The 21,203-nt window shown below is 70.5% G+C and carries 23 protein-coding genes; 10 read left to right on the top strand and 13 right to left on the bottom strand.

Annotated elements, in window-relative coordinates; all coding sequences use genetic code 11:
* Positions 1-14: 14 nt before the first annotated feature.
* On the top strand, positions 15-377 hold the full coding sequence (locus AB0I04_RS27520; protein WP_360890237.1) for a CU044_2847 family protein: 363 nt from the start codon (positions 15-17) through the stop codon (positions 375-377).
* A gap of 240 nt (positions 378-617) precedes the next feature.
* Complete coding sequence (locus AB0I04_RS27515; protein ID WP_360890234.1) at positions 618-971, top strand: MerR family transcriptional regulator; 354 nt, start codon at positions 618-620, stop codon at positions 969-971.
* Between the two features lie 4 nt (positions 972-975).
* On the opposite strand, the gene AB0I04_RS27510 is transcribed toward AB0I04_RS27515, so the two are convergent.
* Positions 976-1,926 (bottom strand): hypothetical protein, encoded by a 951-nt coding sequence (locus AB0I04_RS27510; RefSeq protein WP_360890231.1) that lies wholly within the window; start codon positions 1,924-1,926, stop codon positions 976-978.
* 51 nt (positions 1,927-1,977) lie between these two features.
* Positions 1,978-2,559: a CGNR zinc finger domain-containing protein gene (locus AB0I04_RS27505; protein WP_360890228.1), complete on the bottom strand. Its 582-nt coding sequence runs from the start codon at positions 2,557-2,559 to the stop codon at positions 1,978-1,980.
* Between the two features lie 49 nt (positions 2,560-2,608).
* Between AB0I04_RS27505 and AB0I04_RS27500 the strand changes: the two genes are divergently transcribed.
* The gene (locus AB0I04_RS27500) at positions 2,609-3,445 is read left to right on the top strand and encodes an alpha/beta hydrolase (protein ID WP_360890225.1); all 837 of its coding nucleotides are present in this window, start codon (positions 2,609-2,611) and stop codon (positions 3,443-3,445) included.
* A gap of 78 nt (positions 3,446-3,523) precedes the next feature.
* Here the strand turns inward: AB0I04_RS27500 and AB0I04_RS27495 are convergent, their stop codons facing one another.
* The 6 genes from AB0I04_RS27495 to AB0I04_RS27470 all read right to left on the bottom strand — a co-directional run bounded on the left by AB0I04_RS27495 (position 3,524) and on the right by AB0I04_RS27470 (position 9,823).
* On the bottom strand, positions 3,524-4,624 hold the full coding sequence (locus AB0I04_RS27495; RefSeq protein ID WP_360890222.1) for a hypothetical protein: 1,101 nt from the start codon (positions 4,622-4,624) through the stop codon (positions 3,524-3,526).
* Entirely contained in the window at positions 4,617-5,162 is a 546-nt protein-coding gene (locus AB0I04_RS27490) for an RNA polymerase sigma factor (protein ID WP_360890219.1), read from the bottom strand. The genes AB0I04_RS27495 and AB0I04_RS27490 overlap by 8 nt, the downstream gene beginning before the upstream one ends.
* 153 nt (positions 5,163-5,315) lie before the next feature.
* Complete coding sequence (locus AB0I04_RS27485; protein ID WP_360890216.1) at positions 5,316-7,202, bottom strand: acyl-CoA dehydrogenase family protein; 1,887 nt, start codon at positions 7,200-7,202, stop codon at positions 5,316-5,318.
* A 35-nt stretch (positions 7,203-7,237) separates the two neighbouring features.
* Positions 7,238-8,584: a HAMP domain-containing sensor histidine kinase gene (locus tag AB0I04_RS27480; RefSeq protein WP_360890213.1), complete on the bottom strand. Its 1,347-nt coding sequence runs from the start codon at positions 8,582-8,584 to the stop codon at positions 7,238-7,240.
* A complete protein-coding gene (locus AB0I04_RS27475) occupies positions 8,581-9,258 on the bottom strand; it encodes a response regulator transcription factor (protein WP_360890210.1) in 678 nt (225 codons plus the stop codon). Before AB0I04_RS27475 ends, AB0I04_RS27480 begins: the two co-directional genes overlap by 4 nt.
* Positions 9,259-9,331: 73 nt before the next feature.
* On the bottom strand, positions 9,332-9,823 hold the full coding sequence (locus AB0I04_RS27470; RefSeq protein WP_360890207.1) for a DUF5666 domain-containing protein: 492 nt from the start codon (positions 9,821-9,823) through the stop codon (positions 9,332-9,334).
* 166 nt (positions 9,824-9,989) lie between these two features.
* On the opposite strand from AB0I04_RS27470, the gene AB0I04_RS27465 reads away from it, so the two are divergent.
* Both AB0I04_RS27465 and AB0I04_RS27460 read left to right on the top strand, forming a co-directional pair.
* Positions 9,990-10,736, top strand: coding sequence for an IclR family transcriptional regulator (locus tag AB0I04_RS27465; RefSeq protein ID WP_360890204.1), 747 nt, complete (start codon positions 9,990-9,992; stop codon positions 10,734-10,736).
* A gap of 268 nt (positions 10,737-11,004) precedes the next feature.
* Positions 11,005-11,805, top strand: a complete 801-nt coding sequence (locus AB0I04_RS27460) for a class I SAM-dependent methyltransferase (RefSeq protein WP_360890202.1) — start codon at positions 11,005-11,007, stop codon at positions 11,803-11,805.
* A gap of 93 nt (positions 11,806-11,898) precedes the next feature.
* On the opposite strand, the gene AB0I04_RS27455 is transcribed toward AB0I04_RS27460, so the two are convergent.
* From AB0I04_RS27455 to AB0I04_RS27445, 3 genes are all read right to left on the bottom strand, one after another.
* Positions 11,899-12,591, bottom strand: coding sequence for a type 1 glutamine amidotransferase domain-containing protein (locus tag AB0I04_RS27455; protein ID WP_360890199.1), 693 nt, complete (start codon positions 12,589-12,591; stop codon positions 11,899-11,901).
* Between the two features lie 118 nt (positions 12,592-12,709).
* Positions 12,710-13,117, bottom strand: coding sequence for a MerR family transcriptional regulator (locus AB0I04_RS27450; RefSeq protein ID WP_360890196.1), 408 nt, complete (start codon positions 13,115-13,117; stop codon positions 12,710-12,712).
* Complete coding sequence (locus AB0I04_RS27445) at positions 13,114-13,479, bottom strand: hypothetical protein (protein WP_360890193.1); 366 nt, start codon at positions 13,477-13,479, stop codon at positions 13,114-13,116. Before AB0I04_RS27445 ends, AB0I04_RS27450 begins: the two co-directional genes overlap by 4 nt.
* A gap of 63 nt (positions 13,480-13,542) precedes the next feature.
* On the opposite strand from AB0I04_RS27445, the gene AB0I04_RS27440 reads away from it, so the two are divergent.
* The 3 genes from AB0I04_RS27440 (at position 13,543) to AB0I04_RS27430 (ending at position 16,227) form a co-directional block, all read left to right on the top strand.
* Positions 13,543-14,028, top strand: a complete 486-nt coding sequence (locus AB0I04_RS27440; RefSeq protein ID WP_360890191.1) for a MarR family winged helix-turn-helix transcriptional regulator — start codon at positions 13,543-13,545, stop codon at positions 14,026-14,028.
* Positions 14,029-14,150: 122 nt separating this feature from the next.
* Positions 14,151-15,791, top strand: coding sequence for a metallophosphoesterase family protein (locus tag AB0I04_RS27435; RefSeq protein WP_360890188.1), 1,641 nt, complete (start codon positions 14,151-14,153; stop codon positions 15,789-15,791).
* Between the two features lie 37 nt (positions 15,792-15,828).
* Entirely contained in the window at positions 15,829-16,227 is a 399-nt protein-coding gene (locus AB0I04_RS27430) for a hypothetical protein (RefSeq protein WP_360890185.1), read from the top strand.
* Positions 16,228-16,370: 143 nt separating this feature from the next.
* On the opposite strand, the gene AB0I04_RS27425 is transcribed toward AB0I04_RS27430, so the two are convergent.
* Complete coding sequence (locus tag AB0I04_RS27425) at positions 16,371-16,865, bottom strand: ATP-binding protein (protein ID WP_360890182.1); 495 nt, start codon at positions 16,863-16,865, stop codon at positions 16,371-16,373.
* A 176-nt stretch (positions 16,866-17,041) separates the two neighbouring features.
* On the opposite strand from AB0I04_RS27425, the gene AB0I04_RS27420 reads away from it, so the two are divergent.
* Positions 17,042-17,890: a helix-turn-helix transcriptional regulator gene (locus AB0I04_RS27420; RefSeq protein ID WP_360890179.1), complete on the top strand. Its 849-nt coding sequence runs from the start codon at positions 17,042-17,044 to the stop codon at positions 17,888-17,890.
* A gap of 24 nt (positions 17,891-17,914) precedes the next feature.
* Complete coding sequence (locus tag AB0I04_RS27415; RefSeq protein ID WP_360890416.1) at positions 17,915-18,013, top strand: DUF397 domain-containing protein; 99 nt, start codon at positions 17,915-17,917, stop codon at positions 18,011-18,013.
* Positions 18,014-18,085: 72 nt separating this feature from the next.
* Here AB0I04_RS27415 and AB0I04_RS27410 read toward each other — a convergent pair whose 3' ends face one another.
* Positions 18,086-20,956 (bottom strand): AAA family ATPase, encoded by a 2,871-nt coding sequence (locus AB0I04_RS27410; protein ID WP_360890176.1) that lies wholly within the window; start codon positions 20,954-20,956, stop codon positions 18,086-18,088.
* Between the last annotated feature and the right edge of the window lie 247 nt (positions 20,957-21,203).

Here is a 21,203-nt window from a genome sequence, read left to right as displayed (position 1 = left end):
TGCTAGAGGAATATATGTCGCAAAAATATGTGGAAGTTCGAATCTCGGATGGGATTACAATTCCATTCGCGGTCAACGATTCCGGTGACTATGATGGGCCGGTGCCTGCAAGTCGGGTCCGGGAAGGTATCAGCACTCGCGCGGAGGCGGCTCTGGAGAACGGCTTGCATATCGTGCGGGCAGTTGCCAATGAGATCGATAAGGAGACCGCGGCCCTCGCTAATCCGCCGAGCAAGGTATCGATGGAGGTGGGTCTTACGGTAACGTCAGGCGCAGCCATTGTTGTCGCCACATCATCGGCCCAAGCCCACATAAAGATCGGGATAGAGTGGGAGAACGAGAAGGCGAAACCTGGTCCGAATCCCGGAGCCGCGTAGTCGACGGAGCGGCCTCCGCAGGCGGCCGTCTCACTCGTTCACGGATGCGCGTCGATGATCGACCGAAGGCGCCGCGGCAGGTGAACGTCGGTGGCACGCCGGGCGGGAACGCCCCCGCCCGGCCGCGTGATTCGCCGGCACGGAAGGTCCCGGCACCTGGGCCCTGTTCGTAAAGAAGCCCACAACGTGGGCGTGTGCCGTCCGTGCGGCGGGCCCTCCATGCTCCACCATGGGCGCGTCATGGTCCTCACTGAAGAAGAACACCGGCCGCTGTACTCCGTCGGGCAGGCCGCCGCGATGCTGGAGACGCGCCGGAGGTTCCTGCATCGTCTCGATCGGTACGGCGTCGTGTGCCCCCGGCGTACCCCCGGCGGCCATCGTCGTTATTCGGCGTACGAGATCGGCCGGATCCGGCGCGTCATCGAGCTCGCCGATGAGGGCGTCACGCTGATCGGCATCCGGCACGTCATCGGCCTGGAGAAGCGCATCCGGGAGTTGGAGGCGCAGCTCGACGCGGCCTGGGACCGCGTCTTTCAGCTGGAGAAACGCCCGGTGGTCCCACGGATGCGACGCGAGCGGATCCCTCCGATCTGACGGCTCACTGGACCGGCCAGGGCCTGACCTCCAGATCGCCGAGCCGGGCCAGGTCCACCCGGTCCTCCTCAGCGAGGACGCCGATCAGCTCGTCCGCCTCGGACGGCGTCACGTGGCGGCCCCGCGAGCACTGCGCGGTGGAGTCCGGGCTCTCCAGCCACAGCCGGGGCCCGTCCTCCCACATCATCTGCACGATCGCGCCGGACCGGCCCTCGAACGTGGCGAAGTTGCCCTTGCGGGGCCTCAGATCGAGCAGTACGCCGCGGGACTCCGCGAGCGACATCGGGACCGCGTCGTCCTGCGCCCGCCTCCGGGCGTAGTCGCAGTAGGTCACCTTGAGGGGGCCGGCGGTCTCCGGCTCGGGGCCTCCGGGCCAGGCGGCGAGCTCGCCGAAGCGCCGTCGTCGCCAGGTGATGGGGACGTCGATCCGCTTGGTGTGATCGCCGTTCCACGTGGAAGCCAGGCCGTGCCGGTCCAGCGTCGCGACGACCTCCTCGCCGATCCGCGTCGCGGTGGCGACGTCTCCATCGAAGCCGCCGTACGACAGGTAGAGCCCGTGTCCCTCGACGGCGGCCTCGATGTCCTGGCGGTGGCAGAAGGTGTAGCCGCGCATCTCGGCGCCCTCGGGCACCTCGTCGCCGATCTCGGTGACGCCGCAGTTCTGGCAGCAGGTGAAGTCCGCCCGTGCCACGATGCCGGCGGCCTCGAGGTCCTGGAACGCCCGGAGCAGCCGGTCGGAGTCGAGGACGTCCGGCCAGGTCTCCTGGTCGGCGAGGTAGGCCGCGAACTCTTCCTTGGCGATCTCGGTGGCCGCCTCGGCGACCGCGTCGGAGTCGGGCGCGGTGTCGAGGTACTCGACGCACTCCTCGACGATGGTGTCGAAATCGTCGTCGCCGGTCGCCAGGGCTTCACGGATGAAGCTCCGCAGCAGGTCGCGGTCCTCGCTGTCGATCATCCTGCGATTATGGCGGTCGGCGGTGACACTCCGTCGCGGATCCGTGCGATCTCAGGTCCGGGTGCGGTCGTAGTGCCGTCGTGCCTTGGTGCGGTTGCCGCACCGGCGCATCGAGCACCACTGCCGGCTGCGGGCCGGAGAGCCGTCGACGAAGCGGATCCCGCAGTCGTGCGCGGCGCATACCCGCAGCAGGTCGTCGCCGGTGAGCAGTTCGACGGCGTCGACCGCCAGCACGGCCAGTGCCGCCGCCGTCGACTCATCGCGCGGCGCGGCGACGGGACGTTCCGCGGTGTCCAGCGCCAGGCGGGGGACCGGCGGCGCCGCCGCGACCGCCGCGTTGATCACGTCGGCCGCCTCCCGGGCGGTGCGGGGAAGGCCGTCGCCGGCCTCCGCGACGGCGCCGCGGTCCGCTGGGCTCGCGGTGGGGAAAGCCAGGAGGTCGATCGCCTCGCGCAGGCGGCGGGCGGCCCGCAGGTCGTCCTCGCCGGGAACGCCGGGCAGGTCCGCCGTACGCAGCCACGCCTCGAGGTCGGCCGGGGTGCGCAGCGTCTCACGCCCGCCGAGTTTGCGATCGCGGACCGTGTTGACCAGGTCGACGCTCGGCCGTCCGCCGTACCAGAGCCAATCCCCCATAACCGCATCATATGGTTAGAATCGCCATAACCGTATAAGGGGGTTAGAGATGACGATTGCGACGGTGAACGGCATCCGCCTGCACTACCGGCGGACGGGTGACGGACCGCTTCTCGTCCTGCTGCACGGCTGGCCGCAGACCGGGCACTGCTGGCGGCACCTCGTCGGGCCGCTCAGCGAGGCGTACACGGTCGTGGTTCCCGACCTGCGCGGCTACGGGCGTAGCGACCTGCCGACAGACGGCCATGACAAGCGCACCCGCGCCGAGGACCTGCATCGGCTCATCCGCGCCCTCGGGCACGAGTCGGCCACGGTCATCGGCCACGACCGGGGCGCCCGCGTGGCGCACCGCTGGGCGCTCGACCACCCCGGGGACATCGAGCGGCTCGTCGTCATGGACATCATCCCGACGCGCGAGATGTGGCGGCGGATGGACGCGGATCTGGCTCGCCGCACCTGGCACTGGCTCTTCCACCTGCAGCCCGACCTGCCCGAACTGCTCGCCGGGGCGAACCCCGGGGCGTACGTGCGGTACCTCATCGACGGCTGGTCGCACGTGCCGCTCCCGGAGGAGGACATCGCGGAGTACGTCCGGGCGTTCTCGCGGCCGGGCGCGCTGCGCGCCGGGTTCGACGACTACCGGGCGTTCCAGGAGGACGCCGAGCACGACGAGGCCGACGCCGGCCGGCGGATCCCGATGCCGATGCTGGCCCTGTGGGCCGAGCACAGCTTCCTGCGGACGATCGACGTCGTCGCGGTCTGGCGCGACTACGCCGACAACGTCACGGGCCGGATGATCGAGGACTGCGGCCACTTCCTCGCCGAGGAGCGCCCCGAGGCCGTCCTCAAGGAGCTGACGGGCTTCCTGGATCCTTCGAGGAGCTAACGGGATTCCTGAAGCGCTGATCCCCGGCGGTCGCCGCCGCGAGAACCGCGATGCCGACCGCCGGGGATCGGGGCTCGGTCAGCGGAGGGCGGTGTTCGCCCAGCCCATCTCCAGGAACAGCTCCTGCGTGAAGACGGTCCCCGGCTTCATGCCCTGGGTCTCGGCGCCTCGACCGGACACGAGCACGGTCTCCGTGCCGAGCACCTGATACGTGCCGGGCCGCAGCAGCAGCTCGACGTCGAACGTGCCCCGCCCGTCGGAGCTCCGCGTCGCCAGCGCCGTGGCGGTCCGTCCGCGCACGTCCTTGGTCAAACCCTTGTTGCGGATGCCCGGCATGCCGGCGAGCACCCGGAAGACGGCGGCGCGCAGTTTCGGCGAGCCGGGTTCCGCCAGGAAGTGCAAGGCGTTGCCGAGCACGCCGCCCGGCTCTCCTACGCCGCCGGGGCTGAGCAGGCGCGCCCGCAGCGCCGACGGGTCGTCCGCGAGCGCTTCGCGCTCGGCCTGGGGCAGGTCCGGGTTCGGCGGGCACGTCCGCGGCTTGGCGGCGCACTTCTTCCTTGCCTGGGCCACCATCGTCTCGTAGCTCTTCCGCTCCGACGGCGTCGTTCGTACGAGATCCCACTTGTCCGGGGTCGCGGTCTGCGCGATGTACTGGCCGTTGGAGAGCACGCGCCAGGTCGTCGGCGAGCCCGCGCGCTGCCAGGCGGCCCGGTCGGCGGGCGTCTGCGGGATCGCCCCGGCGAACCGGCTGCGGAAGACATCGTCGTCCCGATCCGTCCGGGCGATCCACTGGTCGATCTCGTGCCGGACGCCGGTGATCACGTAGTCGCCCGTCGCGACGTGGTACGCCTGGCCGGTGATCACGTGGGAGTGCCAGTAGCGCCCGACCGGTTCGGACGCGGCCTTCTGCGCGGCGGCGAGCAGCACCTGCTGCGCGGTGAGCTCCGTCGTCGGTGTGGTCCGGGAGGCGGGGGAGCCGCCGCTCATCGTGAGGGCGACCGCGGTCGCGGCGGCCGTCGCCGTCACGCCCAGCCCGCCCAGCCCCAGCCGGAAGGCCGTGCCCCGAGGCTGTGAGCGGGGCTTCGCCTGGGCGAGGACGCGCCGCCGCCCCTCGGCGATCACCTCCGCCGACGGCGGAGCCTCCGCCAGGAAGGTCCGGATCATGCGCTGGTCATCCATCGTTGTCCTCCCCGAGCACGGAGCGCACCTTCTGGCGGGCCCGGCTCAGCCGCGAGCCGACCGTTCCGTACGAGATTTCGAGCGCCTCGGAGATCTCCTCGTGGGAGAGCCCGGAGACGGCACTGAGCAGCAGGACGTCGCGCTGCCCCCGCGGTAGCGCGGCGAGCGCCTTGGCCAGGCGCGGCTGCAGGCCCTCGGCGCGGACCCAGTTGATGACGCGGTTCTCGTGGCTGTCGGCGACCTCTTCGGGGCCGAGCTTGGCCAGGGCGCGGTACCGGCGCATCTCCTGCCGCCGGTGCTGCGCGACGAGCCGCGTCGCGATGCCGAACAACCAGGGCCGTACGGCGCCCTTCGCCGGGTCGTACCCGCCGCGTTTCCGCAGGGCGATAAGGAACGTGTCGGCGGCGATGTCGTCGGCGACGTCCCGGCCCAGGCGGCTCGCGACGTAGTTGTGGATGGCGGGGAAATGCTCGTCGTAGAGCGCGGCGAAGGCGTCGGGCATGTGTGCGGTCGGCTCGGCGATCCGCGCGCCCTTCACGTTCTGACGTCCATAGTGGGCACCTTCCGGTGAGCGGGAGCTGTCACCGGTACTCCGACGAAGGCCCGGAGGCCTTTCCCGCCGCCCGACATGATCGATCCCCGGTGGCCGCCGCACTCTACGCGCGGTGGCCCCCGGGGATCTCGTCGTTCGTCAGGCGACGGTGCGGTGGACGTTCTCGCGTTCGGTCGGGCCGGGCTCGGCCTCGGCGATCCACGGGCCGGGGATCGACGGGTCGAGCACGCCCTCCTCCAGCCAGGTGTGGCGGCCGTCCAGCACCTGCCTGGCGACCTTCCCGTCGAGGGCGTCGGTGTTGTGCCAGAGCCGGTCGAACAGCTCGCCGATCCGCACCCGCGCCTGTTCGCAGAACGCGTCCGCCAGCTCGTACGCCTCGGGCCGGTCGTCGGCCCTCGCCCGGACGCAGACGGCGCTCATCGCGAAGAGCTCGGCGCCGATGTCGACCATGCGGCCGAGGAAGCCCTGCTTGCGTTCGAGGCCACCCTGCCAGCGCCCCGCGGCGTAGAACACCGAGCGGGCCAGCTTTCGCGCGGAGCGTTCGACGTAGCGCAGGTGCCGAGCCAGCGGGCCGAACTCGGCGTACGATCCGGGGCGCTGTCCCGCGCCGGCGAGAAGCGTGGGGAACCAGGTGGAGTAGAAGCCGCCCGCGCGGCCGACCGCCTTGGCCTTCGCCTTCATGTCGGCGTCGGGGTCGATGATGTCGCCGGCCACCGACAGGTGCGTGTCGACCGCCTCACGGGCGATGAGGAGCCGCATGATCTCCGAGGAGCCCTCGAAGATGCGGTTGATGCGCAGGTCGCGCAGGAGCTGCTCGGCGGGTACGCCCCGCTCGCCGCGCGCGGCCAGGGACTCGGCGGTCTCGTAGCCGCGCCCGCCGCGGATCTGCACCAACTCGTCGGCGACGCGGCAGGCCATCTCCGAGGTCCACAGCTTGGCCAGCGCCGCCTCGATGCGGATGTCGTTGCGCTCGTTGTCGGCGAGGGTGCTGGACAGGTCGACCATCGCCTCCAGCGCGTACGCCGTCGCGGCGATGAAGGAGATCTTGGTGGCGACGGCCTCGTGCTCGCCGACCGGGCGGCCCCACTGGACGCGCTCCTTCGACCACTCACGGGCGATCTTCGTGCACCACTTGGCCGCCCCCGCGCACATGGCCGGCAGCGACAAGCGCCCGGTGTTGAGCGTGGTCAGCGCGATCTTCAGGCCCTGGCCCTCCTCGCCGATGCGGTTCGCGGCGGGCACACGGACCTGGTGGAGGCGGGTGACGCCGTTCTCGATGCCGCGCAGGCCCATGAAGGCGTTGCGGTTCTCGACGGTGATCCCCTCGGTGGTCGCGTCGACGACGAACGCCGTGATGCCGCCCCGGTGGCCCTCGGACTTCGGCACCCGCGCCATGACGACGAGCAGGTCCGCGACGACGCCGTTGGTGGTCCACAGCTTGACGCCGTCGATGACGTAGTCGTCTCCGTCCGGGACGGCGGTGGTGCGCAGCCGGGCCGGGTCGGAGCCGACGTCGGGCTCGGTGAGCAGGAACGCGCTGATCTCGTTGACGCAGCGTGGCAGGAACGTCCGCTTCTGCTGGTCGGTGCCGAAGAGCTTGACCGGCTGGGGAACGCCGATGGACTGGTGGGCCGACAGCATCGCGCCGATCGCGGAGTGCGCGGACCCGGCGAGCATGAGCGCCTTGTTGTAGTAGACCTGGCTCAGGCCCAGGCCGCCGTACTGCTCAGGGATCTTCATCCCGAAGGCGCCGAGGGCCTTCAGCCCTTTGATCACGTCGTCGGGGATGCGGGCCTCACGCTCGATGATCCGGGCGTCCACCTTCGTCTCGCAGAACTCCCGGAGCCGCGCCAGGAACTCCTCGCCCTTGCCCCGCTCCTCCTCGTCCACCCGGGGGTGGGGGTGGATGAGGTCGAGCCGGAAGTCGCCGAGAAAGAGCTGCTTGCCGAAGCTCGGCAGCCGCCACGCCGTTTCGCGTGCCTCTTCGGCGACGCGGCGGGCGGTGCGTTCGTCCACGTGCGCCATGAGGATTCACCTCCGTAGGAAGTTACTCCTTGGTTTTACCCGCCAGTAGCTCCGCTATTCGGGGCGACGCGTGGGAGTTCGACGCGGACGACCGTGCCCACGCCCGGCGTCGAACGCAGCGCGGCCTGCCCGCCGTGCGCCGCCGCGATCGCCGCGACGATCGCCAGCCCCAGGCCGCTGCCGTCGCTGCCCTGGGCGTGGTGGAACCGGTCGAAGGCCCGCGCGGCCTCCTCCGGGGTCATCCCCGGCCCTTCGTCGGCGACCTCGAGGACGACCGCGGAGTGCGTCCGCGCCAGCCGTACGGTCGCCGGGGTGCGGGGTGGGGTGTGCGCCCGCACGTTGGCCAGCAGGTTCGCCAGGACCTGGCGGATTCGCGCCTCGTCGGCCACGGCGACCAGCGAGTCCGGCACCTCCAGCCGCACCGGCCGGTCCGGCTCAACGGCCGTCGCGTCCGCCGCCGCCTCCCGCGCCAGCGACGCCAGGTCGACCGGCTCCGGGGACAGCGCCGAACCCTTGTCCAGGCGTGCGAGCTCCAGCAACTCGTCGACGAGACGGCCCATGCGCACCGCCTCCCCGGAGATCCGCCGCATCGCCTCCTCGGCGCTGACCGCGCCCTGCTCGTACAGGTCGGAGTAGCCCCGGATGGTCGTCAGCGGCGTGCGCAGCTCATGCGAGGCCTCGGCGGCGAACTCCCGCACCTTCGCCTCCGAGCGCAGCCGTGCGAGGAACGCCTGCTCGATCCGGCCGAGCATGACGTTGATCGCGCCGGCCAGCCGGCCCACCTCCGACGGCGACTCCTCCATCCGGGCGCGCAGATCGCCGCCGCCCGCGATGCCGTGAGCCGTGGCCGCCATCCGGGACAACGGCGCGAGCCCCCGCCGGACCAGTCCGCGGCCGAGCAGCGCGACCAGACCGAGGATGACCAGCCCCGTGGCCGACTCGGCGACGACGAGACCCGCCACGGTCGCGTGGACGTCGGTGAGCGGGTCCACGATGACGGTGGCGCCCCCGCGCGGCCCCGCGCGGGCGATCGCGCGCATCCCCCCGAACCGGAACGGCCTGCCTCGCCGCCCCTCGGCGACCAGCCGGCCCTGGCCCAGCAGCCGGGCGCGCTCCAGCGCACGGTTCGGGTCGGGATAACCGTTCCCCGCCGCCCAGACCCGGCCCGTCGGGGTCACGTGGAGCACGACGTAGCGGCCGGAGACGCCGTTGTCCACGGTCACGGCCAGCTTGGGGCTCCGCCGTACCGCCTCCAGCTGGTTGTTCACGCGGTGCAGCAGGTACGTCCGCAGTGCGACCGCGCTGGCCAGGCCCATGAGCATCAGCCCCACCGCCGTGACGGCGAGCAGCCCGGCGACGAGCCGCGAGTTGAGCGATCTCATGCCGGGGGCCGCAGGGCGTATCCGACGCCCCGCTGCGTGTGGATCAGGTCGGGCCCGAGCTTGCGGCGCAGGTAGCTGATGTAGGTCTCCACGACCGGCGAGCCCGCCGAGTGGTCCCAGCCCCAGACGTTCTCCAGTAGCTGCGCCCGGGTCAGCACCCGGCCCGGGTTGCGCATGAAGAACGTGAGCAGCCGGAACTCCGTCGGTGACAGCTCGATCTCGGCGCCGGCCCGGCGTACCGTCCAGTGGGAGATGTCGACCTCGAGGTCGCCCACGCGGAGCACCTCGTCGGCGGAGCCGCGCGGCCGGGCGCGGCGCAGTACCGCGCGTACGCGGGCGATGAGCGCGTCCACCGCGAACGGCTTGGTCACGTAGTCGTCGCCGCCGAGCGTCAGCCCCGTCACCGTGTCCGAAGGCGTGTCGCGGGCCGTCAGGAAGATGATCGGCGTCTCGTCGCCGTCGCCCCGCAGGCGGCGGCAGACCTCGAAGCCGTCCAGGTCGGGCAGCATGATGTCGAGCACGATGAGTCCCGGGCGGTCGTCGTGCACGCGACGCAGCGCCTCGGCTCCCGTGGCCGCCGTCACGACGGCGAATCCGTGGAAGCGCAGGGCGACCTCCACCAGGTCCCGGATGTTCGGCTCGTCGTCGACGACGAGCACTCGTGGGTTGTCCATCGGCTCCATCATCGCGCCGTTCCCGACCCGGGGCCCGTGAGGGCGACCAACCGGCCCCGGGCGGGGCGGCCGGTCAGCTGTGGGAGGGAGTCGGCGACGCGGTCTCCTGGGCCGGCACCTTGTTCGGGACGACGACCCGTTTCGCCGTACGGGCGCCGCCGGCGTCCAGGCCCGCGACGAAGACGAAGTCTCCCGTGGCCAGCTGCGACACGGTGGACTTGGCCTTGTCCTTGCGGACCCGGGTCTTGTCGTCGGTCTTCCACTGCCAGGTCACGCCGTCGGCACTGCGGACGCTGAGCGTCCCGCCGCTCGTCGCGGTCAGCCGCCCCCGCTGCCAGTCGACCTGGGCGAACCCCTTCTTCGTACGGACGGTCGCCTGCCCGTGGACGCCACGGATGCCACGGAAACCGCGGACGCCGCGCATCGGATGCCCCTTCGCGCCGTCGGCCGCCTTGACACCGGGGTGTCCGGACGCGCCCGCCGACGCGGGAACGGCCAGGTAGACGCCCGTACCGACGACCGCGATGGCGAACGCGGAGACACCGCCAATGATCTTCTTGTTCAACTTCGGCCTCCTCTCAGGTTGCCCCTCATCCAGTGAAGGAGAAGGTCTTGAAGAACCCGGTGGAGGAGTCTGGGAGAACCGTGGGAGATGGCCAGGAGCGGTCCAAGGCGGGCAGATTGCACAAAGCGCTTGACCCTGGCACGCGAGCCGGGGTTCGCTGTCCGTGATGAATGAGACACGGAGGCCAACCCTCATCGTCTCCGTGCAGCGCGCGCTGCATCTCCTGGAGGCGGTGGCGTCGCACCCCGGCGGCGCACCGGCGAAACAGCTCGCCCGTCAGGCCGGCCTGCCGCTGGCCACGACGTATCACCTGCTGCGCACACTCGTTCATGAGGGATACGTCGTACGGACGAGCGACGGGGCATACCTCCTCGGCGACCGGGTCGACTCGCTCCAGGAAGACCGGCGCACTCAGGACCGCCTCGTACGGATCCGGGAAGAGTTGACCTCCCTCCGTGACGAGCTCGGCGTGGCGGCGTACCTCAGCCTCTACGAGGAGGGGGAGTTCCGCGTCGTCGACATCGCGGACGGCCCGCGGACGCCCCGGGTCGACCTGTCGATCGGCCTGGCCCAGACGGCGCACGCCACCGCGATCGGCAAGTGCGTGCTGGCCCAGCTCGACACGCGGGCCCGGCGGGACCATCTCGCCCGGCATCCGCTGATCGACCTGACGCCCCACACGATCACCCATCGCGGCGAGCTCGAGCGCCGGCTGGGCTCCCCGCTCGCCGTCGACAGAGAGGAGTACCTCCTCGGCACCGGGTGCGCCGCCGTCCCGGTGACCGACGCGTCCGGAAAGACGGTCGGGGCCCTCGCGGTCTCCTGCAGCCCGGCGAGACTGGCGAAGATCGAGGCCTGCGCCCCGCGTCTCCGGGCCGCCGCCGCCCGGATCAGCCGAGCACTCACCATCTGAAAACAGCCATCTTGCGGTCAATCCGGATTATCGTGAACCTATGTGGCATGGGCGGCGGCCCCCCACAGATTCCCGCCCCGGGCCATGGTCCGACCTCGATGTGCTCATGGCCACGGCTGTCGAAGGGTTTGGCCTTCCGGCCACCATGGTCCCGGGGCGGGGCACGACTCCACGCACGCGCGTTCGTGCACGGTGGCCGCATGAGCACCGGCTGTGGATAGACTTCTCACCCACCTGGGCCTGTCGTCGACTTTCAGCGAGTGATCGCATGCCAGCAGAGCAGAAGAATTCCATCGCACGCTCCCTCCTCGGCCTGCTCGGCAGCGGCAAGCCGGCGACCGAGACCTTCGAAGGTGATGATCAGCCCGCCGCCGGAGAGGGGCAGCTGGAGAACCACCTCGGCGGCGATGAGGCGAAGAACTACCGCCAGTACGAGTACGACACGGTGGCTCCGCACGTCGGTAAGTCGCTGCTGGAGGTCGGCTCCGGCCTCGGCCACTTCTCCGAGCAGTTCGCGGGCCGCCTCGACTACCTCGTCGTGAGCGACAACGACCCCTACTGCGTCGAGCAGCTGAACAAGCGCTACCAGGGCAACGACGACGTCGAGGTGCTCGACCTCGCGCTGCCCGCCGAGATCAAGATCAAGCGCAAGGTCGACACCGTCGTCATGATGAACGTCCTGGAGCACATCAAGGACGACGTGCAGGCGCTGAAGGACCTGGCCGCGGTGGTCGAGCCCGGCGGCCGCATCGTCATCTGGGTGCCCGGCTACATGCAGCTGTACGGCGACTTCGACCGCAAGGTCGGCCACGTGACCCGCTACACGCCGAAGACCCTGGCCGCGACGGTCACCGGCGCCGGGCTCGGCATCGACATGCTCAAGCCGATCAACTTCCTCGGCGGCATCGCCTGGTGGGCCGCGGTTCGCCGGGGTGGCGCCGGCTACCCCGACCCGAAGCTCGTCAAGATCTACGACCGTACGGTCGTGCCGACCACCCGCCTCATCGAGCGGTTCGTCCGCCCGCCGTTCGGCCAGACCGTCTTCTGCGTCGCCCGCGTCCCGGAGTGACCCGACGCCGTACGGCGGCGGCCGGATCCCGACGCCCTGCGCCGTCCTCGCTCCTCAGGGCCGGAGGTGTCCCTGAGGGGCGGGGACATCGCGCTAATTGAGGACCTTGAGCAGTTCCCGCGCCAGAGGCGCGGCGGAGGCCGGGTTCTGTCCGGTGTACAGGTTGCGGTCCACGACCGTGTATGGCTTCCAGATCCCGCCGCGGGTGAAGTCGACGCCCATGCCGACCAGCTCGTCCTCGAGCAGCCACCTGGCCTTGGAAGCCAGTCCGACCGCTTCCTCTTCGTCGTTGGTGTAGGCGGTGACCTGGTAGCCGGCGAAGGGTGAAACTCCCTTCCGCCGGGTGGCCAGCATCGCGGCCGGCGCGTGGCAGACGATGGCCAGGGGCTTGCCCGAGGCGAGAGCCGCGGTCAGCAGCCGGCCCGAGTCGGCGTCGCTCCACAGGTCTTCCATGGGGCCATGGCCCCCGGGGTAGTAGACCGCGTCGAAGTCTTCCAAGCGGACGTCCGCCAGCTCGATCGGCCGCCGCAACTCCTCGGCGGATCGCAGGATCTGCTCCTCTTCCAAAGCGACCTGCTCACCACCGGCCATCGAGGGCCGCAGGCTCATGACGTCGACGTGCGGCACCACGCCACCGGGGGTGGCGACCACGATCTCGTGGCCGGCCTCGGTGAGCGCGCTGTACGGGGCGGTGAACTCCTCCGCCCAGTAGCCGGTCGGATGCCGGGTGCCGTCCCTGAGCGTCCAGTAACTCGCTCCGGTCACCACAAACAGGATCTTGGCCATGTGCGGATCCCCCCGTCGCTGCATGAGCGGTATGGCCGCGAATGTGACGTCTGTCACCCTATACACCATTCGCGGCCATCGAGACTTCGGGGCCACGAACGGCGGCCGCAATCGGCGATCACGGCAGTGGCAGCGGGCAGCGCGGTTCGCCGGCGCAGGTGATCAGGTCGTCGCACCCGGCGGCGAGTGCCGTCCGTAGGGTGTCGGCGATGACGGTGAGGTCGGCGATCCTGGCCTCCACCTCGGCGAGCTTGGCGCGCGCCCGTTCGGACAGCCCGGCTGCGTGGCGGCGGTGGCCACGGGCCTGGAGCAGTTCGGCGACCTCCTCCAGGGTGAATCCCAGTCGCTGCGCAGCCTTGATCACATGCAGCAGCGTGACCGCCTGCGGCGGGTACAGCCGGTGCCCGCCGGCCGTGCGCCGCGGCTCGGGCAGCAGCCCGCGCCGCTCGTAGTACCGCAGCGTCTGCGGGTTGACTCCGGCGGCCGCCGCGAGCTGCCCGCTGCGCATCCCGACCGCGTCGGTCATGCCCGGCTCCCCGCCAGGTGGCTTCGCGCACGGGCCGCCAGCGCCCGCAGCACCCCGGCATGCTCGTCGCCGACGGTGATGTCCAGGGCGAGACCGGCGCCGGTGGCGGTCAGCGTGAAGGTGAAGAACGAGCAGCACGCGGTCTCCCGTACCGCGAGCTCGGCGGTGCGGGCGGCGACCGACGTCTCAGGGCGCAACCGCATCCGGATCCGGGCCGGCCCGACCTCCTCCAGCCCGGTCACCACCTCGGCGAACAGCTCATCGAACTCGGCCACCCGCAGCGGCTGCTCGGCCGTCGGCAGCGTGCACGCCTGCGGCACCCAGCCCGGATCGGCGACCGGCGTCTCCTGGTTCATCTCCATGCGTCGACGGTAAGCCTGTACCCAGGTACCGGATGCAACCTCGCGGTCGAGGACACTGGCGTCATGGATGAGCGAGCGGAGCTCGTGCGCAGGCTGGACTCCGCGGTGCAGGTTCTGCGACATGGCCGCTTCGGGCTGTACGGCCCGGTGATCCGGGACCGCTTCCTGGGTGGACTGCCCGATGCTGTGTCTCCGACCGGGTACCGCGTCCTGCGGTTCATCGAGGTCAGTTCTCCGCCGCCGCCCAGCGTGTCCGATGTCGCCGCCATGCTCCTGGTCGATCGCGCACGCGCGGTGCGCGTCGTCGACCGGCTGGCGGCGGACGGCCTGGTGGCCCGGGTCCGCGACGACCTGGATCGGCGGATCCGCCGGGTCGCGCTGACCGAGGACGGACATCGCCATCTACGGTTGGCCGGCGCGCGGCGAGCGGAGCTCCTCGGTGAAGCGCTGTCGGACTGGTCGGGAGCGGACCTGGAGCACCTGGCGGCCTACCTCGAGCGGCTGAACGACTCCGTCGTACGCCATCTCCCCTGGCCGGAGGAGACCTGAGCCGACCGCCGAAATGGTTGTCCGGGTTAACCGCCAGGTCGTCGCGCCAGTAGCGGTCAGTGGCGCACTGTTCGCCGTCCGCCGGTACCGGGCGGACCGCGCCGATCTGAAGAGTTGTCCCCATGACGACGACATCGACGGGCGGCGGGCACACCGCGGACAACGGCGAGCAGAGCACGGCCAGGGGCCTCCCGGGTGGGGTGAGCCGACGTGGCCTACTGGGAGCGGCGGGTACCGGCGCGGCGGCGGGCCTCGTCGCCGTCACGGGCGTCCGGCCGGCGGCCGCCTCACCGATGCTGTGGAGCCGGCCCGCAGGGTCGGGCATGCCGCCTGTCAGCGGCCTGCACCTGCAGTTCGGCGAGGACGCCGCCAGAGAGGTCGTCGTGTCCTGGCAGACATCGGTGCCCGTCCGGCGGCCGAAGGTTCTGCTCGGCACACCGGCCGATGGCTTCGGCCGTGAGGTGGCGGCCGAGACGTCGTTCTACAAGGACGGCCAGTCCGGGCAGACCATCTACGCGCATCACGCGAGCCTGAGCCGGCTGCGCCCCGACACCGACTACGTGTACGCCGCGGTTCACGACGGGGCGACCCCGGAGCCCGGGTCGTTCCGGACCGGTCCCCGCGGCAGGGCGCCGTTCACCTTCACCAGCTTCGGCGACCAGGGCACCCCCACCGTCGGGAAGCTGAACGGCCCGAAACCGCCGAAGATCACCGAGAAGCAGATATATCTCAACGACAACCTCGGCTCGCCGTACGCGGGCGACGTGACCACCGCCGTCGAACGCGTCGCGCCGCTCTTCCACCTCATGAACGGTGACCTCTGCTACGCGAACCTGGCCACCGACCGCCTCCGTACCTGGTCGGACTGGTTCGACATGACGACCCGGTCCGCGCGGTTCCGGCCCTGGATGCCCGCAGCCGGCAACCACGAGAACGAACTCGGCAACGGGCCGATCGGATTCGCCGCCTACCAGACCTACTTCGCGTTGCCCGGCAACGGCGGCGACGCGGAGACCAACGGGCTCTGGTACGCGTTCACCGTCGGGTCCGTCCGCGTGGTGAGCCTGGCCAACGACGACATCGTGTACCAGGACGCCGGCAACTCCTACGTCCGCGGCTACTCCGGCGGTGCCCAGCGGCGCTGGCTGGAGGCCGAACTCGCGCGCACCCGCGCGAACAAGGACATCGACTGGATCGTCGTCGTGATGCACCAGGTCGCCATCTCCACCGCCGACCATCCCGGCAACGGCGCCGATCTCGGCATCCGTCAGGAATGGCTACCGCTGTTCGACAAGTACGGCGTCGACGTCGTCGTCTGCGGTCACGAACACCACTACGAGCGGTCCCACCCGATCCGCGGCCACGACTCCAACGACACCATGACACCCGACCCGGCGGAGACCCGTACCGACGTCGTCGACACCGGCAAGGGAACCGTCCACATGATCATCGGTGGCGGCGGTACCTCGATCCCGTCGACGGACGTGCTCTTCGACAAGCCCCAGTGCAATGTGATCACCGGCGTGGGCCCGGCCGGCGCCAACGGCAAGAAGACCCCGGTCTACGTCACGGAACCGGCACCGTGGTCGGCGGTCCGCGACCGCGTGAACCCGTACGGCTTCGTCGCCTTCTCCGTCGACCCGGGCACCCGGCCAGGCGGCCGTACGACGATGGCCGTGACCTACTACGCCGTCACCGGTCTGTACGGCCAGACCACCCCGGTCGACACCTTCACCCTGCAACGGACCCGCCAGGACGGCTGACGGGCGCTCTGTCAGTGGGTGTTGCGACGCTGCGGGGATGACTCCCTGGAATCTGCTGGAACTCGACAAGGCTCTGCGCATGAGCTGGGCCGCCGACACCTGTTCGCCCGACGACCTGGACGACTGGCGGCCTGACAACCCGGCTCGAGGCCACTGCGACGTCACGTCTCTGATCGTCAACGACGTCTTCGGCGGCGACCTCATGGTCGGCGAGGTGTACCTCGACGGAGTCCAGCACGGTTACCACTGGTGGAATCGGCTGCCCAGCGGCATCGAGCTCGACCTGACCCGCGAGCAGTTCCAGCAGGGCCAGACCGTCAGCGCGGCCCGCGTCGTCGAGCGCCCTCCAGGCCCGCTGCCCCGCCGCTGGCAGGACTACCTGCTGCTGCGCGAACGCGTAACCGTGCACCTCGGCGACCTGCCCGAGCCGATCTGAGCCGGTAGTGCGTTCCGAGCCGTCCCGCCACGAGGCAATTTTCCCTCGTGGCGGGACGGACTGGAACGGGGACGCCCAGGCAGGTGCTGAACACCAAGGCGAGCTTTCCTCTGTTCAGGCGGAGCTCTGCGTGGCCGTCGCGCTCATGCTGAGCGCTTGAGCTCGGCGAGTTCGGCGGTCGTCAGCTCGACGCCGGGTGCGGCGATGACGACATGCACCGTCTTGCCGCGCTCCACGTAACTCACCCATCGTGCGGCGGCGAGGTGGTCGACGATGGAAAGGCCACGGCCGTTTTCGGCGAGTTGCCCGCCTTCGTTGCTTGCTGGCATGGGCCGGTGGTCAGGGTCGGTGACTGCAAGGTGCACCCATCGGGCGGTGACGGTCATCTCGATACCGATCGGCCAGAGGTCGTCCGGCCAGGTGCGAAGTGCGTTCGCGGCCCGGATCGCGTTGGTGACGACCTCGCTGGCGATCAGGCCGATCTCGTAGGCGTCGAACGGGTAGCCGAAGACGGCGGTAGAGGCGAACGAACGGGCCTTGGCGACGCATTCGGGTCGGGCGCGCAGTGCGAGCCATGAGGGCCGGGGCGACGCGGCGGGGGATATGGCGTCGGTGATGACCGCCGGATCGGGTGTCACAGGGCGATCACTCCCTGTAGTTAGTGCCGAGCCGGAGGGGCCCGGGGCCGGTTGAAGTGATTCCCCAGCATGAACCTGCCGCTAAGTTTCTTCAAGTTGAAGAATACAATCTGAACGATATGCTTCTAATGTCTACTTCCCTGACGCCCATAAAGCCGTCCCCTACGATCGGCCTCATGCCTCGGACCAGCCCCACCCTGCGTCGACGCGAGCTGTCGAAGCGGTTGAAGGAGCTTCGTGAAGCCGCCGGCGTCACCGTGCCCGAGGCCGCCGAGGCGCTCGGCTGCTCGATCGACAAGGTTCACTGGATCGAACGCGGCGAATGGAACCGGCCGCGCTGGCGCGATGTCCGCGACCTGCTTGATCGGTACGGTGTGGCGGATGAACGGCTCCGCGCGTACCTCATGGAGCTCGCGCGGGAGGGTGGTCAGAAGGACTGGTGGCACCCGTACCGGAAGATGCTGTCAGAGGCTTATTCGACCTACATCGCGTTCGAGGGCGACGCCGAGGAACTGCTGACGTTTGAGCTGGCCGTCATCCCGGGTCTCCTACAGACGGAGGACTACGCGCGCGCACTGAACCAGGCGGGGCCTGCTGAACTCGACATCGATGAGATCGAAAGGCGAGTAAAGATCCGTGCTGAACGGCAGCGCATCCTCGAGGGAGACGATCCGGTCCGGCTGTTCGCGGTGATCGACGAGGCTGCGCTGCATCGTACGGTCGGCGGCTCAGAGGTGATGCGTGCGCAGTTGAAACACCTGGTGGAGATGGCGGCTAGACCGAACATCACCCTGCAAGTGATCCCGTTTGACGCTGGCCCGCATCCGGCTACGGGAGGCCGGTTCACAATCATCAGCTTCCCAGGCCAGGATCCGGACGCGGTCTATATCGAGACCATCGGCGGTGAGCTTCTGATCGAGAGTGAGGGTGTCACCCAGTACCGGCGTGTGTTCCGCCGTCTGAATGCTGACGCCTTGTCGACTGAAGATACGATCGCGCTGATCGGCCGAATGGCCGGTTCATGACCCATTGGACGAGAGACGGTGCTCATGACCCAGCCCGATGTTTTGCGTGTCCTCGACTGGCGCAAGTCCCAGCGCTCTGAACAACAGGGCGCGTGCATCGAAGTCGCCGTCGTCAAGAGCTGACCTGCTGGATAAGAGAAACCCCTGGTCGATGACCAGGGGTTTCTCTTATCACCCGGCGGGCCGCGCCTCGTCTCAGCCGGTGAGGCGGAGGCGGTGGGCGGTGGCGGCGGCCTCGGTGCGGCTTGAGGCGTCCAGTTTCGTGAGGATGTTGGAGACGTGGACGCTGGCGGTCTTGGCGGAGATGAACAGTTTCGCGGCGATCTCCCGGTTGCTGAGCCCCTCCGCCAGCAGGCGCAGCACCTCCTGCTCGCGGGGCGTCAGCCCGAGCGGTGCCTGACCGCCGGGCCCGCGGTCCAGGCGGAGCCGGGCGCGGCGGGCGACCTGGTCGATGTCCGCGCGGAGCGGCCGTGCCTTGAGCCGGTCGGCGATGTCGGCGGCGTCGCAGAGCATCCGGGTCGCGGCGTCGCGGTCTCCGTCGGCGATGGCGGCCTCGGCGGTCCGGAGCAGTGCGTGGGCCTGGGGGTATGGGGAGCCGAGCTCGCCCCACGCGGTCGCCGCGGCCTCCCATGCCGTACGGTCCGCGGCGCCGTCGGCCCGGGCGGACTCCGCGTCGAACGTCGCGCGCCAGGCCGCCATCACCGGGCCGTACGCCGGCTTCGCGGCGGCGATCGCCCGGAGCCGGTCGGCGAGCGCCCGGTCACCTTCCATGACGCAGGCCCGCATGCCCGTGACCAGGATCGGCCAGATGTACCGGGCCTCCCGGCCCATGTCGTGGTCCGTGACGGCGCGTACGGTGGCCGCGACGGCGCCCGGGCCATCGCCCTCGGCGAGACGCCACTCGATGCTCAGCCGCGCGATGGGGAGGAGCTGCTGCGGATAGGGGTCGTCCGCGGCGGAGAGCGCGGTGAGTGTCTCCATCGCCGTGGCCGCCGCGTCGCCGTGGCCGCGGGCGATGGCGATCGCGGCGCGGCACAGGAGCAGCTGAGAGAGCCGTCCCAGGCTGGGGGACACTTTCTCGGCGAGCTCGATGGTCTCCAGCGCCTCGTCCCAGCGGCCGAGCGCGACTTGCGCGTCGGACGTGTTGTGGGCCGCGACGACCCCCTTCGTACGGGCCTGGCCGAGCGATTCGGCCAGCGTCAGCGTCTGCCGCCCTGCGGCGATGGCAGCCTCGTACTCTCCCATGATGAAGAGGACGTCGACGGTGTTGACGTGCGAGCGGAGCTGGTTGTCGTCGTCGTGCGCGCGAGCCGCCCGCGCAGCGGCCTGCTCCAGCGCGGCCAGCGCCTCGGCGAAGCGGCCGTGGATCGCCTCCGCGATCGCGAGGTTGTTCAGCGCGTCGGCCGCGGCACAGTCGTCACCGACGCGGTCGGCGAGCGCGAGGGACTCCTCGATGACCGGCCGTGCCTCGTCGTCATCGCCCAACAGGACCAGGATGCGGCCCATGGGGGCCAGCACCGCAGCCCGCTCCGGCGAGTCCTCCGGCAGCAGGCGCACGGCTCGCCGAAGGTCGTCGAGGGCGCCCGCCTGCCCCCGGTCGAACTTCAGCCGTGCCCGTCGCCGGAGGATCAGCGCGACCTGCTCGGGGTCGTGCTCCTCGTCGACCTCGGCGAGGGCGGCACGGACGAACGCGAGGCCGCGGTCGGGTTCGCCGGAGGCGCCGGCCGCTTGGGCGGCGCGCCGGAGCACGCCGACGTGGTCCACGCCGATCCGGGTCGCCGCGTCCGGCACCCGATCCCACAGCTCGAGTACCCGCTCGAGCATCTGCAACTGCTCGGCGTACGCGAACGCGGCCTCCGATTCGCGGGCCGCCTGCCAGGCGGCCTGCAGGGCGCGCTCGTGATCGTGTGCGCCGTGCCAGTGCATGGCGACCTCGACGGCGAAGCGCCCGCCGGCGCTCAGCGACGGGTCGGCCTCCAGCGCCTCGGCGTACCGCTGGTGGAAGCGGGAGTGCTCGCCGGGAAGCAGTTCGTCATGGATCGCCTCCCAGATGAGCGCGTGCCGGAAGGCGTACGCCTGGTCGTCGATGACCAGGATGTTCCCGTCCACGGCGGGGCGCAGCAGGGACGACATCGCCGCGTCGTCGAGCCCGGAGACGGCGGCGAGCAGCGCGTGCCCGAACCGTACGCCGGCGACGGCGGCCAGATGCAGCAGATCCTGTGCCTCCTCGGGCAGCAGACGCATGCCCGTGAGGACGAGGTCGCGGAGCGACTCCGGCATCCCGCAGTTGGGAGAGTCGGCGGTCGCCTCGACGAGCAGCGGGATGCCGGAGCTGCGCTCGTACACCGCGTCGACGACCCTCGGGTCGGGTTCGCCGCCGAGGATGCCGGCGAGCTGGCCGGCGGTCTCCGTGCGCGTCAACCGGGGGAGGTCGAGCCGGACCACGCCCTCGATGCGCTCCAGCTCCGCGATCACGGGGCGCATGGGATGGGACCGGTGCAGTTCGTCGGAGCGGAAGGTGATGATCAGTAGGACGGCGGAGTTTCGCAGGCTGCGCAGCAGGAAGATCAGCAGGTCGCGGGTGGACCGGTCGGCCCAGTGGGCGTCCTCGATGATCAGTGCCAGGGGGCGGCGTTCGGCGAGCCGTTCCAAGAGGACGAGCATCTGCTCGAACAGCCGTACCCGGGCGCTGTCCGGATCCGGGTCGGCTGCCGGTTCGCCGAACTCGGGAAGCAGCCGGGCCAGGTCGCGTGCGCCGTCGTGCGGCATCAGCGCGGCGATCTCCGCCGCGCCCACCTCGCGGACGAGTTGGCGGAGCGCGGCGGTGAACGGGGCGTACGGAAAGCCGACGGTGCTGAGCTGCAGGCAGGCGCCGGTGAGGATCAGTGCCTCACCGGCGATCCGGTCGGCGAACTCCCCGACCAGCCGGGTCTTGCCGCCGCCCGCTTCGCCGCCGATCAGTACGGCGCCGGGCGTCCCGGCCGTCGCCCGTCGCAGGGCGTCGGCCAGGACGGAGAGCTCCGCTTGTCGGCCCACGAACGCGGGGCTCACCTCACGTGCGCGCACGCCGTCCAGAATGCCACGCATGTCGGGGTCTCAGGCCGAAGTGGCGCGCGGCCGCGGTGTCCGAAGGGACAGGCGCCGCCCGCGGGGGAGGTGAAGGAGCCGGTGTTCCCGCGCCGTCTCCCGCCACTCCCGCGTACGCTCGGTGATCAGCGCATACGAGATGTCGGGGTGCATGGTGTCCTCCTGTGTGAGTGGCTGACACCATTAAGACTCGGTCTAAGACGGGATCCGGCACATCGGGTGAATG

It is taken from the genome of Actinoallomurus sp. NPDC050550 (assembly GCF_040655075.1).
Taxonomy (GTDB): Bacteria; Actinomycetota; Actinomycetes; order Streptosporangiales; family Streptosporangiaceae; genus Actinoallomurus.
This window is presented reverse-complemented; position numbering and strand designations above follow the sequence as displayed.